The organism is Halanaerobium saccharolyticum, from assembly GCF_004362045.1.
In the GTDB taxonomy this organism is placed as follows: domain Bacteria; phylum Bacillota; class Halanaerobiia; order Halanaerobiales; family Halanaerobiaceae; genus Halanaerobium; species Halanaerobium saccharolyticum_C.
In genome coordinates this window covers 1-12,826 of sequence record NZ_SNWX01000023.1, presented here as the reverse complement: position 1 = coordinate 12,826, position 12,826 = coordinate 1, and the positions used below count along the sequence as shown (strand labels likewise).

Below are 12,826 nucleotides of genomic sequence, written 5' to 3'. Positions count from 1 at the left end.
ACTAAATTTTCTCTACCACAATCTGATCATCTTCTATATATGCTCTTTCTGCCTGTAATTTCGAACTATCACTGTCATCAGGTGATCTTGCAATTAAAGATGCAATTCGCAGCTGAGTAGGATCTAACTTTAAAGCTGCTACCTGAGAATCTTTACTTCCACCAGCACCTGCATGAACAACACCTCTTAATCTACCAAAAACAATAATATCTCCACCAGCTATAACTTCAGCACCCGGGTTAACATCTCCAACAATTACAATATTGGCCTGATGTTTAACTCTCTGACCTGATCTGAGAGTTCTATTGATAATTACTGCATCTGAGTAATTATCTTCACTTTTTTCTTCTTTGATTTTTCGGGCTGTAAAGTATATTTTATTTACCTGATTATAATTTTTTACTATCTCCATCAATTCTTCCAGCTGTTCGTAAGCTAATTCCAGTCCACTTAAATTTAAATACAGATTTACACCTGTAAAAAAATCAGAGGCTTCAGCTGCATGGAGGCTGACAGCTTTTTTTATGCTGCCAAAAGTACTGCTTTCACGAAAATTCATAACTATTCCATCTGAAACTGCCTGAAATGAAAATACAGAAGCCATAAGATCTCTCCTCATTTAGTCCACTTTTTATTATATTCTTTAATAAAATTGAAAATCCTGCTTCTCCTACTTAGGTTAATTTAAAACAGTATAGTAGGGATATCAAACTCAAATTATAGCTGTAAAACTAAACTTAGTCATTTTGATTAATAATTTTTCTTTGATAGTAATATAATTTATCCTGCAGATTATTACGATTTTTAAAACCAAAATAAAGTTCCATGATTTCTCTTGCAATTGGAACTGAATAAGCACTGGATCCTCCATTTTCTATAAAAACTACCACAGCAATTTGCGGATCTTCGTAAGGCGCAAAACCCCCAAACCAGGCGTGGTTGGCACCACCGGTCTGAGCAGTACCAGTTTTACCAGCTACTGACAGAGGAAAATCATTAAAATGTCTGGATGCAGTACCATAATTTTTATTTACAACATCATACATCCCCTGTTTTAAAGCTTCAAAAACTCTACTGTCAATTTCATCTCTTAAATCAATATTAATTTGAGGTTTAAAACTTTTGATAACTTCCCCCTCAGAATTTTTTATTTTTTTCACAATCTGAGGTTTATAGGCGAGACCATCAGCAGCAATAGCAGAAATTAAGGATACAATCTGGACAGGAGTGGTCAATAAACTTCCCTGTCCAATAGACAGATTAACTGAATCTCCAGGATACCAGCTCTGATTTAAGTGCTTTTGTTTCCATTCTTCATCCGGAACTAAACCTTTTTTTTCTGCAGGTAAATCTATACCAGTTTTACTTCCCAGACCATATTTCTCTGCATATTCAGTTAGCATTTCTCCACCATATTCTTTATATAATTCATATCCCAGTTCATAAAAAACAATATTATTAGAACGGGCAATTGCCTTAACAAAATCCATTTTTCCTTCCCCAATTGGATTCCAGTTACGAAAAGGTCTTGACCAGCCTGGAATATAAAAAGTACCATTTGAGTCGTAAAAACTTGTATTGGCTCTTACTCCCAGTTCCTCCATAGCCGCAGTACCGGTAACCAGTTTAAAAATTGATCCAGGAGGTACAGCAGTCATAGTATTCCGGTTAATCAGTGGTTTGAGAGGGTTATTAATTAATTTATGATAATCACTGCTGCTAATGCCCCTGGCAAATAAATTTAGATTATAATCAGGTAAGCTAACACTGCTAATTATACCCCCACTATCTATATCCATCACTAAAGCTGAAATGCCGGTAGGCATCGCTCTTTCTTCATTTTCTTCTGCTAGATTTCTTAATTTCTGATATTTTTTCTCCACTAATTTCTCTACAGCTGACTGAAGCGAAAAATCAATATTTAAGATCAGGTCATTACCAGGCTCAGGTTTTTTAATTCCAATAGTTTTTATTTTTTCTCCTCTACTATTTACTTCAACCTGTTCGGCTCCTCGTTTACCTTTTAAATAAAACTCATATTCTTTTTCCAGTCCAGTTTTACCAACAAAATCACCGCCGCGATAATTATAACCTGCTTCAGTAAAACTAATTAATTCTTCTTCATTAATTTCACCAATATAGCCAGTAGTATGAACCAGTTGCTCTGGATAAATGTAGTCTCTTAATGAAGATTCTTTAACTACTAATCCAGAAAGGATATCTTTATTCTCAGCAATAATTACCACATCTTCTTTGCTCAAGTGTCTTGCTAAAAGAATTGGTTCAGCAGCTGTGTTCACCTCTGCACTATGAAAATTAGAGAGAAGACGAGATTTCGTTAAACTACTTAAATTTGAAAGCTCAGTTAAAATTTCTTCAGTTGTTTTTTCCGGGGGAATCTCATTTTGCATCAAATATAAATTATAAGCAAGTCGGTTGGAGACAATAATTTCTCCCCTTCGATCATAAATTCTACCCCTCGGAGCATTAATTGGTCTTACAGAAATTCTGTTTCCTTCTGAAAGTTCATAATAATAGTTACCACGCACAACCTGCAGATAGGCCGCTCTGGACAGTAAAATAATGAAGATTAAAAGAATAACTATTCTCAAGATTTTATGCCTGTCCACTCAGATCCCACCTTCCCCACAGAAAATATATTAAATATACAAAAAAAGTAATCAGGGCATTAAGTGCTGCAAGTGGAAGAATTATTTCCTTAATCAAAACCAAATAGTCAGCTGAAAAAAGATAATTTTCTTTTAACAGCAAATATAATAATTCATGCACCACTGTGGCCATAAAAACTCCCAGGGGAGGAATCAATAGGTTTTCCGGAAAAAAACGGCCAGATAATAAAGCTGCTAAGAAGGCAACAGCTATTTTAACAGGTGTAAAAAGTCCAATAAAAGAAGCTAAAAAGACATCCTGAAGCAGACCACCAATAGCTCCATAAATCATCGCATCTTTCGCACCAAAAATTATAGCTCTGATAACTATAAAAATTAAAATAAAATCTGGAATTAGTTTTAATGATGGAAATATAATCGCTATTGACAGCTGACAGATTAAAAGCAGGATTAATATTGAAATATTAAATAAATATTTTTTCAATTTAAACTCTCCACCATACATATATTATGCTCTTAATTATTTTCACTTTCTGAATTGCTATCATTCTCTTCACTTTCCTCATTTGAATTAATTTCTTCCTCATTTTCTTCTTCATCAAAATTACTATTAGACTCTACATCAAATTTTTTAATAACCATAACTTCCTCCAGGGTAATATTACTGATAAATAAATTAACTTTTGCTTTTTGAGAAAGGCCGTAATTATCGACTTCAACTTCTGTTACTTTTCCAATTTTTAAGCCAGCAGGAAAATTATTAGAGAGGCCTGATGTTAAAATAATATCACCAGGTTGAATATCGGCATCCCAGGCAATATTATCCATAATACTGGGCTGATCATCTCTCCCACTACCTCGAACCAGACCAATCTCTCTGGATTCTGTTCTGGCGATAATTCCACCAACCACAAAATTCTGATCAGTAATCAATCTGACCTGAGCTGAACTGCTGCCTAATTCTTCTATTCTACCAACTAAATACCCCTGATAAGTAATTACAGGCATTCTTTCTTTCAATCCATCACGACTGCCGCGATTAATTGTAATCATTTTTTCCCAGACAGAAGGAGAGTTTGCAATTACTTCAGCTCCCACCATCTGATAGTCAACTTTTTCTTTAAACTCAAGCAGTTCTCTCAGTCTCTTATTTTCTCGATTTATATTTTCCAGGAAAAGTATCTGTCTCTTTAGAACACTATTTTCCTGCCTTAACTTTTCAATCTCCCGAGTTATGTCATCAATTGAAAAAAGAGTATTAAAAAAACCAGTAATATTTTCGACCAGTTGATGAATAATATTTAAAATTGGTGTGATCGAATTGTAAACTAGATCACTCAACCAGCTGATAAAAGGTAGATTAAGATCACTAAAATAAACAAAGCCGATTATTAGAATCAATAAGAGAATGATAGCTGCTGAAATTAGTGTATTCCTGTTAAATTCAAACAACAGGTACACCCCCTATGATAGTTTTTTGGGTGTAATTAAGATCTTTTTTAAGGAGTCAATTTCTTCTAAAGCAATACCAGTTCCTTTAGCAACACAATCCAGAGGCTCATCTGCAATATGAACCGGCATCTGAGTCTCATCAATTAATAATTTATCAAGACCCTGTAATAAAGCTCCACCACCTGTTAAAATAATACCCCTATCCATTACATCAGAAGCTAGCTCTGGTGGAGTTTTTTCTAAAGTCATTTTTACAGCATCAATAATATTTACCACAGGTTCTTCTAAAGCTTTTTGAATTTCTTCTCCATTAATTTCTATTGTTTTAGGTAGCCCACTAACTAAATCACGCCCCCTTATTTCTTTAATACCTTCTGGATCATCACTAAAAGCAGCTCCAATATCTATTTTAATTTCTTCAGCAGTTCTTTCTCCAATCATCAAATTATACTTTCTTTTTACATATTGGACAATTGCTGCATCCATATCATCTCCACCAATTCTGATTGAACGGCTGGTTACAATACCTCCCAGAGAAATAACTGCTACTTCGGTAGTTCCTCCACCGATATCAACTATCATATTGCCAGTGGGCTCATGGACCGGCAAACCGGCACCAATCGCTGCTGCCATCGGCTCTTCAATTAAATAAGCTTCTCTGGCTCCAGCATGAACAGCCGCATCAATTACAGCTCTTTTTTCAACTTCTGTCACTCCCGAAGGAACACAAATAATTATTCTTGGTCTAACCATTCTACTTCTTTTATGTGCCTTGGTTATAAAATAGCGAAGCATTGATTCAGTAACATCAAAATCAGCAATTACTCCATCTTTCATGGGCCTAACTGCAATGATATTTCCAGGTGTTCTACCAATCATTCTCTTTGCTTCATTTCCAACAGCAAGAACTTCCTGCTTATCTTTTTTTAGGGCAACCACTGAAGGTTCTCTAATCAAAATACCCTTACCCTTAATATAAACTAATGTATTTGCTGTTCCAAGGTCAACACCCATATCCCTTGAAAATGGTGCACTTAAAAATTTAAAAACCATTTATTTAAAACCCCTTTCAAATTAAATAAAACTTAGACTAAAATCCGATAAATTATAAAAAACTAAAATAAGCCTTTTTCTTTAAAACTTAAATATTTATCTCCGGCAATAATAATATGGTCCATTACTTCTATGCCAATTATTTTGCCAGTTTTGACCAGCTTTTTAGTAATGCTTAAATCGTCAGTACTGGGAGTCGGATCACCGCTGGGATGATTATGAACTAAAATCATTGCTGCACTGCTGCGCCTGATCGCTTGCTTAAAAACTTCTCTAGGATGAACTATTGAACTGGAGAGCCCCCCTCGAGAAATCTCGGGCACAGCAATCACTTTATTTTTCACATCAAGTAAGATAACACGCAAAACTTCCTGTTTTAAAAATCTCATTTCTGCTGCTAAAAGTTCAGCTGCCTGAATAGGATTACTTACCAGATCTTTTTTTTGATTTTTGAGACTGGAAATCCTGCGGCTTAATTCAGTAACCGCCTTAATCTGAGCTGCTTTAGCAGTTCCAATTCCATTAATTTCTTGCAGTTCCTCACAGCTGAGATCCTGCAGTCCTGACAGACCTCCATGAAAACTAAGTACATCCTGAGCCAGTTCAACAGCAGTCCTCTCCCTATTTCCAGTCCTGATAATTAAAGCCAGCAGTTCCGCTGTAGATAAATATTTACTTCCTTTTTTCAATAACTTTTCTCTCGGTCTTTCCTCTGCTGGTAGTTCTTTGATGGTGAAATTGGTCTGCAGACCCTCCATCAAAAATTAGCCCCTTTCTCTTATAGGATTCCATAATTAAATTTATTCAATAATTTAGCAAGCTGGTGAATGGGCAGTCCCATCACCGAATAATAAGAGCCTTTTATTTCTTCTATAAAAAGAGCTCCAAAACCCTGAATAGCATAAGAACCAGCTTTATCTAAAGGTTCACCTGTTTCCACATAATTATTTATCTCCTCTGGACTAAGAGCAGCCATTTTGACTTCAGTAATATTATAAGCAAGATGACTTTCGCCTGAACTTGAATTTAAAACTGCTACCCCGGTAATTACCTGATGCTGAGCAGCACTTAATTTTTTTAGCATTTTTTTAGCTTCCGATTTCCCAGCTGGTTTACCAAGAATCTGATCATTATGAACTACTACAGTATCTGCAGCTATAATAATTGCCTCTTCTACTAGATTAGAGACTGATTTTGCTTTTTCCTCAGCAAGAATTTTTACAAGCTTAATCGGATCACTCTCTGTAAATTCTTTTTCATCAATTTTAGAAGGTACTATAGTAAATTTTAAATTTAGCTGTGCTAAAATTTCCTCTCTCCTGGGAGAAGCAGAGGCTAAAACTAATTTTAAATTACTTTTTACATTATTTACTTTTTTAATCATTAAAATTACCTCCGGTAAGTGAATATGGCAGATGTTTAAGAGTAAAGTAACTGACCAGACCAACCCCAAAACCTGTTGGCAGAGCAAGCAAAATCAAAAACGGTAAATAATAGAATATACCAATGTTGGCTATAATGAAATAGGAAGCTGTAATTTGAGCAGTATTATGAGCAACAGCACCTATTATACTAATTCCAATTAAAGAAAAGTAGTCTTTAAAATAATAATAAGTTAAATACATCAGTATAAAACTCAATATTCCACCACTAAAACTCAAATAAAAATTTATAGTCATAAAGGTTCCTGCTAATAATGAACCCAGTACTACTCTGAAAATTACAACCTGGAAAGCAGCTGGAAATCCAAATAGGGAAATTGCAATTAAAGACACAATATTTGCCAGGCCAAGTTTTGCTCCAGGAACTACTGCTGAAAGTGGAAAAAAACTTTCTACAAGATGTAAAACAAGCCCTAAAGAGATTAATAATGAGATAACCACAATTTTTTTTGTTTTTTTCATCCTACCAGCTCATCCCATCTATGTCAGAGTTTGTGCTTTCCAGCCAGAGGCTCAATGAATTTGGCACACAGACAATAATTGGTCCCTCTCTACTAATCCAGCCTGTTTTTTCGCAAATTTTTAGTGGATCAGCAGCCGGAGCCTCCATAACTCGAACCCTACCCTGATTAACCTCTATAGTATGAATTCCTATTGGACCTTTTATCTTAAAAATAATAGGTTCCTGGTAACTATTAGCAACGGCCACAGTTTTGACTATCTGGTCTCCCTGCTGTACCTTAAGAATTAATTCTTCATCTTCCGCAGAAGTTCCGAAATAATAAAAAGGGATTAGCAGCAATACTAGACTAACTATAATCACAAAAACAATTAAAATTTTATCATAAAAAGTTAAAATATCTCTTATTTTCAATTAAAATCACCACTAATTTCTTTTTTAACTACCATTACTCTATATTTTAACATCTTTCCGGTCTGATGTCCATACTAGAGCACTATCAAAAACCCGCCCTTTTAAAAGGACGGGTTTAAATATCTTAACTATTATTTTCTTCTTGATAAAATAAATCCACTGCATCAACATTACAGGCTTCATAACAAAGTCCACACTGGATGCATATTTCCTGATCAATTTCATGCAGTTTCCTTACTTCTCCCTCTATTGCATCAACCGGACAGGCCTTGGCACAGAGGGTACAGCCCACACAATTATCATTAATTTCAACTTTTTCAATCATTTCACCCTGAAACTCAATGGTGCCGGTCGGACAAACTTCTGCACATTTACCACAGTTAACACATTTTTCGTAATCCATAACAGCCAGATTATCGACCATCTCTATAGCATCTACCGGACAGGTTTTTGCACAGAGAGAACAACCAATACAGCCCACTTCACAGGTTTTACGAACAATTTTCCCTATATTGTGAGAGGAACATCTAATATGTGTTTTTGCAGTTAATGGTGCCAGCAGTAGAACATTACGTGGACATTCTTCTACACATTTACCACACCCGGTACACTTATCATAATTTATTTGAGGCAGACCATTTTCGCTCATTTCAATTGCATCAAAAGGACAGACAACCTCACAATCACCAAAACCAAGACAGCTGTACTGACATTCTTTTTCGCCACCATTTACAGCATTTGCTGCTTTACAGGTTTCAATACCCTGATACTTACCAGATTTTGTGGTTTCTTTGATTCCCCCACCACAAATTAACTCGGCAACAACTTTATCCGAGCTTTCTGCATCTGCTCCTATAATATCTGCAATATCAGATGCAACTTTATCTCCACCGACAGGACAGCCACCGACAGGAGCTTCACCATTAACAACAGCCTCGGCAAAAGCCTCACAACCTGCATAACCACAGGCTCCACAGTTAGCACCAGGGAGAGCATCTTCAACTTTGCCAACTCTGGGATCCTGCTCTACTTTAAAACGTTCTGAAGCAAAACCAAGTACTGCAGCCAATAAAGCCGCTATCCCCCCCATACTAATTAAAGAATATACATATGTTGGATTCATTTAATTTACTGCCACCTCCACTACATTGAGATGAGCCCGGAAAAGCCCATAAAAGCCATAGCCATAATACCTGCAATAATCAATGTAACTGGCACACCTTTTAAGACCCCCGGCACATCGCCAAATTCTAATTTTTCTCTCAATCCTGCCATTAATACAATTGCCAGAGTAAAACCAACTCCAGCACCAAAACCAAAAACTACACTGGCAATAAAACTATAACCATTAAGTGGAATCAGTAAAGCCAGACCCAAGATTGCACAGTTAGTTGTAATTAAAGGCAGAAAAATACCTAATGCTTTATATAAAACCGGACTTGTCTTTTTAATAAACATTTCTACAAACTGTACCAGAGATGCAATTACAATAATAAATGATACATACTGCAAAAATGGTAAGTTTAATGCTTCTAAAATAAAAGTGTTGATCAACCAGGTTGCAGCTGCAGTCAGGGTCATGACAAAAGTTGTAGCAAGCCCCATACTAAAAGCTGTTTCAACCTGTTTTGATACTCCTAAAAAGGGACAGATTCCTAAAAATCTGACCAAAATAAAGTTGTTAATTAAGACAGTACTGATAAATAATAATAGTATCTGTGTAAATTCTTCCATTATTTACCCTCCCTGCTGATATAATTCATAATTCCAACTAGTATTCCCAGTGTAATAAAAGCTCCAGCAGGTAATACCATAATAACCATTGGCCGGTACCATTCTCCTAAAAGCGTTAAACCAAAAATTGATCCCATACCAAAAAATTCTCTTATTGCCCCCAGCAAAACTAAAACCCAGGTAAAACCAAGTCCCATACCTACTCCATCTGCTATCGCTCTTGGAGTTGAATGCTGAGAAGCAAAGGCCTCCTGACGGCCCAGAATAAGACAGTTTACCACAATCAGAGGCACAAAAATACTCAGCGATTCTGCAATTCCCGGGTAAAAAGCCTTTAAAAAATAATCAACAAAGGTTACAAAAGTAGCAATAATAAGTATGTAGCTTGGTATTCTCACATTTGCTGGAATTAATTTTTTAATTAAAGAAATTACTATTTCCGAAGAAATAAGAACAAAAGATGTAGCTAAACCCATTGCTAAACCATTTTCAGTTGTATTGGTTACAGCTAGAGTAGGACACATACCGATAACCAGACGGATTATTGGATTTTCAGCCCAGAGTCCATTTTTAAAATCAGAAAACATCTCTTTTAAATCTAAAGCCATTAGTTTCCACCTCCATAAGCAGAAGTAACTTTATCTAATCCAGATTCAATAATCTCAGTAACACTTTCGGAAGAAATAGTTGCTCCTGCAATAGCCTGAACCTGCATTTCTTTAGAAGGAGGAGTTTTTACAACATTATAATTTCCAAAAGGTTGATTATTAAAATTAGATTTAAATTCTTTACCAGTAATTCTTGCACCTAAACCAGGTGTTTCCTGGTGATTTAAGATACTGATTTTATAAATTTGATTCTGTTCTAAATTGACACCAATCATAACCTCAATTACACCATTGTAACCTCCACCGGTGCTTGTAAAAGCAACACCAACTCGGTTACCATTAGCATCATAACCTTCATAAAATATATTACCATTTTTTTCTACTTTTTTCACTTCCACTACACCTGGTAATACCTCATTAATTGCCTGTTTCTGCTTTTGAGCTTGATTAGCCTGGATATAAGGTGTAGTCCATTCGTAAACAAAAGATAAAAGTAAGGCTGATATTATGCCAATTGTAGCTAGAGTAATAATCATTGCTTTTTTACTGTTCTTTTCCATTTATTTCACCTCTCCCAGACTGCGAGGTCTTGTATATCTGTTAATTAAGGGGACAGCTGTGTTCATCAACAAAATACTGTACATTACCCCTTCTGGATAACCACCCCAGAGTCTAATTATGACAACTAAAAGACCAGCTCCGATTCCAAAAATCCAGCGGCCGGCTTTGGTGGTTGGACTGGAAACCATATCAGTAGCCATAAATAAAGCACCCAACATTAGTCCCCCTGCAAAAAGATGAAATATTGGATCTGCACCAAAGGCAAAAGCACCTAAAAATACTGTACCCACCATTGCCAGAGGAATTCTCCAGTTAACATAGCCCTTATATAAAAGATAGGCAAAACCCAGTAAAAGAGCAAGAGCTGATGTTTCTCCCAGAGAACCACCTATTTGACCCACAAAAAGATTCCAGGTATCAGTTGCAATCCCATCCATCTTCATCTGACTCAAAGGTGTTGCAGAAGATACTCCATCTACAGTCCAGGTAGTCATTAAAACAGGATAAGATGCTGTCAAAAACGCTCGTCCAACTAAGGCCGGATTAAATGGATTTTGACCAATTCCACCAAAAACCTGTTTTCCCAGGCCAATAGCTACTACTGCACCAAAAAAAGCAGTCCAGAGCGGAATCGAAGGTGGAAGAGTAAGTGCCAGAAGTAAACCTGTAACAACTGCACTTCCATCTTTAATCATAATTTTTTTGTTTCTGATTTTTTGAAATATGTATTCTGTTAAAACCGCACCAGCAACAGCTGTCAGAACCACCGAAATTGCTCTTGCCTGAAAAAAATACACAGCAGCAAAAACTGCTGGCAGCAGAGCAATTACGACTGACCACATTATTTTTTGGACTGAATCCTGAGCTCTGACATGTGGTGAGGATGTTACAATTAATTCTTTATTCATTATTGATTATCCTCCTTAATTCTCTTCTCTTTTTTTAGCCATAACCTGTGCCTTACCAAGACGCAGATGATGAACTAGAGGTATTTTAGCGGGACAGACAAATGAACAGGAACCACATTCAACACAGCTTAATACCTGCCATTCCTCCAATTCGTCGACCATATCATGTTTTGCATAATTTGCCAGTTGAGTCGGCATTAAAAACATAGGACAGGCATCAACACAGCGAGCACAATTAATACAGGGAGAAGGCTCATAATCTTCAACTTCATCTTCAACTAAAACCAGGATGCCGGACGTTCCCTTTACTCCAGGAATATTTAAATGCTTTTGAGCCACTCCCATCATGGGGCCACCTGTAATTACTTTTGCAGCATCTTCTTTTAAGCCGCCAGCTTCTTCAACCAGATCACCAATATTGGTACCAATTCGATAAATTAAGTTCTGAGGATTATTAATTCCTCTTCCAGTTATAGAAATTGATCTTTCATATAATGGTTTCCCATCTCTAATTGCATCCGCAACAGCTGCTGCTGTTGATGTATTATTAACCACTACTCCAACATCAAGCGGTAGACCACCTGCAGGAACTTCCCGTCCCAGTATAGCCTCAATCAACATTTTTTCTCCACCCTGTGGATATTTTGTTTCCAAAACTTTAACTTCGATATTATTTTCATTCTTAACTGCATCCTGCATACTTTCTATAGCTTCAGGTTTATTTTCTTCAATCCCAATAAACCCTCCAGGTGCATCTGCAGCTTTCATTAAAGCTTTTAAACCAAAAACAATACTTTTTGGTCTTTCGACCATTACCCTGTGGTCAACTGTTAAATAGGGCTCACACTCTGCCCCATTCAAAATTACATAATCAACACTTTTATCATCAGGAATAGAAACCTTAACATGAGTGGGAAACATTGCTCCCCCCATACCTACTATTCCTGCCTCCCTGATGATTTTTCTGATTTGATCTGCATCGAGTTGATCTAAATTATCATGTTTTTCTAAACCAGAGCTAAGTTTATCCTCTTCTGCTGACTCAATAACTACAGCATCAACAATATTTCCACCCGGATCTGTTACTTTTCTAATTTCCTTAACAGTTCCAGAAACTGAAGCATGAATCGGTGCACAGACAAAACTATCTCCATCTGCAATCTTCTGTCCCAGATCAACCTGATCACCTTTTTTTACCAGCACTTTTAAAGGTGCTCCAATATGCTGTTTTAGAGGAATAATTACTTCCTCAGGACGTTTCGCATTTTTTAAGGGTTTATCCTTTGTCAATTCTTTATTATACTCAGGATGTATACCCTGTTTAAAAGTCAAAGCTTTCACTATACAATTTCACCCCTTATCCATATTTTCTAATAAAAATTTATAATTGAAATATTTACTATAAACTAGATTTAGAACCCAAACCATAAATTATTATATACTAATTGTTAAACAAGAACAACAGTATTCAGAGATTCCGCAAATGATTTTTAAAAAATAAAAAAGATAAAATATTACTCTAAACAGTATTTTCTACACTAAAATCAGCTCAAATAAGATACAG

15 protein-coding genes are annotated in these 12,826 nt (G+C 36.1%); all 15 read right to left on the bottom strand.

The window, feature by feature from the left end; translation table 11 throughout:
• Position 1: 1 nt before the first annotated feature.
• On the bottom strand, positions 2-604 hold the full coding sequence (minC, locus tag DFR79_RS11970; RefSeq protein ID WP_133515719.1) for a septum site-determining protein MinC: 603 nt from the start codon (positions 602-604) through the stop codon (positions 2-4).
• Between the two features lie 133 nt (positions 605-737).
• On the bottom strand, positions 738-2,630 hold the full coding sequence (gene mrdA / locus DFR79_RS11965; protein WP_133515718.1) for a penicillin-binding protein 2: 1,893 nt from the start codon (positions 2,628-2,630) through the stop codon (positions 738-740).
• Positions 2,617-3,114 (bottom strand): rod shape-determining protein MreD, encoded by a 498-nt coding sequence (gene mreD, locus DFR79_RS11960; protein WP_133515717.1) that lies wholly within the window; start codon positions 3,112-3,114, stop codon positions 2,617-2,619. Before mreD ends, mrdA begins: the two co-directional genes overlap by 14 nt.
• A gap of 32 nt (positions 3,115-3,146) precedes the next feature.
• A complete protein-coding gene (gene mreC / locus DFR79_RS11955) occupies positions 3,147-4,082 on the bottom strand; it encodes a rod shape-determining protein MreC (RefSeq protein WP_133515716.1) in 936 nt (311 codons plus the stop codon).
• 12 nt (positions 4,083-4,094) lie between these two features.
• Complete coding sequence (locus DFR79_RS11950) at positions 4,095-5,135, bottom strand: rod shape-determining protein (protein WP_133515715.1); 1,041 nt, start codon at positions 5,133-5,135, stop codon at positions 4,095-4,097.
• Positions 5,136-5,197: 62 nt separating this feature from the next.
• Positions 5,198-5,893, bottom strand: a complete 696-nt coding sequence (gene radC, locus DFR79_RS11945) for a RadC family protein (protein ID WP_133515714.1) — start codon at positions 5,891-5,893, stop codon at positions 5,198-5,200.
• Between the two features lie 20 nt (positions 5,894-5,913).
• Positions 5,914-6,519 carry a Maf family protein gene (locus DFR79_RS11940; protein ID WP_133515713.1) on the bottom strand — a complete coding sequence of 202 codons (606 nt, stop codon included), beginning with the start codon at positions 6,517-6,519 and terminating at the stop codon, positions 5,914-5,916.
• On the bottom strand, positions 6,512-7,039 hold the full coding sequence (locus tag DFR79_RS11935) for a Gx transporter family protein (protein ID WP_133515712.1): 528 nt from the start codon (positions 7,037-7,039) through the stop codon (positions 6,512-6,514). Before DFR79_RS11935 ends, DFR79_RS11940 begins: the two co-directional genes overlap by 8 nt.
• A gap of 1 nt (position 7,040) precedes the next feature.
• A complete protein-coding gene (locus tag DFR79_RS11930) occupies positions 7,041-7,451 on the bottom strand; it encodes a NusG domain II-containing protein (protein ID WP_133515711.1) in 411 nt (136 codons plus the stop codon).
• A gap of 124 nt (positions 7,452-7,575) precedes the next feature.
• Entirely contained in the window at positions 7,576-8,574 is a 999-nt protein-coding gene (locus tag DFR79_RS11925; protein WP_133515710.1) for an RnfABCDGE type electron transport complex subunit B, read from the bottom strand.
• A 20-nt stretch (positions 8,575-8,594) separates the two neighbouring features.
• Positions 8,595-9,185 carry an electron transport complex subunit RsxA gene (rsxA, locus tag DFR79_RS11920; protein ID WP_133515709.1) on the bottom strand — a complete coding sequence of 197 codons (591 nt, stop codon included), beginning with the start codon at positions 9,183-9,185 and terminating at the stop codon, positions 8,595-8,597.
• Complete coding sequence (rsxE, locus tag DFR79_RS11915; protein WP_133515708.1) at positions 9,185-9,793, bottom strand: electron transport complex subunit RsxE; 609 nt, start codon at positions 9,791-9,793, stop codon at positions 9,185-9,187. The genes rsxA and rsxE overlap by 1 nt, the downstream gene beginning before the upstream one ends.
• Positions 9,793-10,353: an RnfABCDGE type electron transport complex subunit G gene (locus DFR79_RS11910; RefSeq protein WP_133515707.1), complete on the bottom strand. Its 561-nt coding sequence runs from the start codon at positions 10,351-10,353 to the stop codon at positions 9,793-9,795. Before DFR79_RS11910 ends, rsxE begins: the two co-directional genes overlap by 1 nt.
• The gene (locus DFR79_RS11905) at positions 10,354-11,262 is read right to left on the bottom strand and encodes an RnfABCDGE type electron transport complex subunit D (protein ID WP_133515706.1); all 909 of its coding nucleotides are present in this window, start codon (positions 11,260-11,262) and stop codon (positions 10,354-10,356) included. It lies immediately after the preceding gene.
• Between the two features lie 15 nt (positions 11,263-11,277).
• Complete coding sequence (gene rsxC, locus DFR79_RS11900) at positions 11,278-12,603, bottom strand: electron transport complex subunit RsxC (protein ID WP_133515705.1); 1,326 nt, start codon at positions 12,601-12,603, stop codon at positions 11,278-11,280.
• Between the last annotated feature and the right edge of the window lie 223 nt (positions 12,604-12,826).

Excerpts from the sequence above, each read along its gene's own strand:
- minC (WP_133515719.1), bottom strand. The coding sequence starts at position 604 with ATGGCTTCTGTATTTTCATTTCAGGCAGTTTCAGATGGAATAGTTATG.
- DFR79_RS11950 (WP_133515715.1), bottom strand. The coding sequence starts at position 5,135 with ATGGTTTTTAAATTTTTAAGTGCACCATTTTCAAGGGATATGGGTGTT.
- radC (WP_133515714.1), bottom strand. The coding sequence starts at position 5,893 with ATGGAGGGTCTGCAGACCAATTTCACCATCAAAGAACTACCAGCAGAG.
- DFR79_RS11940 (WP_133515713.1), bottom strand. The coding sequence starts at position 6,519 with ATGATTAAAAAAGTAAATAATGTAAAAAGTAATTTAAAATTAGTTTTA.
- DFR79_RS11935 (WP_133515712.1), bottom strand. The coding sequence starts at position 7,039 with ATGAAAAAAACAAAAAAAATTGTGGTTATCTCATTATTAATCTCTTTA.
- DFR79_RS11925 (WP_133515710.1), bottom strand. The coding sequence starts at position 8,574 with ATGAATCCAACATATGTATATTCTTTAATTAGTATGGGGGGGATAGCG.
- rsxA (WP_133515709.1), bottom strand. The coding sequence starts at position 9,185 with ATGGAAGAATTTACACAGATACTATTATTATTTATCAGTACTGTCTTA.
- rsxE (WP_133515708.1), bottom strand. The coding sequence starts at position 9,793 with ATGGCTTTAGATTTAAAAGAGATGTTTTCTGATTTTAAAAATGGACTC.
- DFR79_RS11910 (WP_133515707.1), bottom strand. The coding sequence starts at position 10,353 with ATGGAAAAGAACAGTAAAAAAGCAATGATTATTACTCTAGCTACAATT.
- DFR79_RS11905 (WP_133515706.1), bottom strand. The coding sequence starts at position 11,262 with ATGAATAAAGAATTAATTGTAACATCCTCACCACATGTCAGAGCTCAG.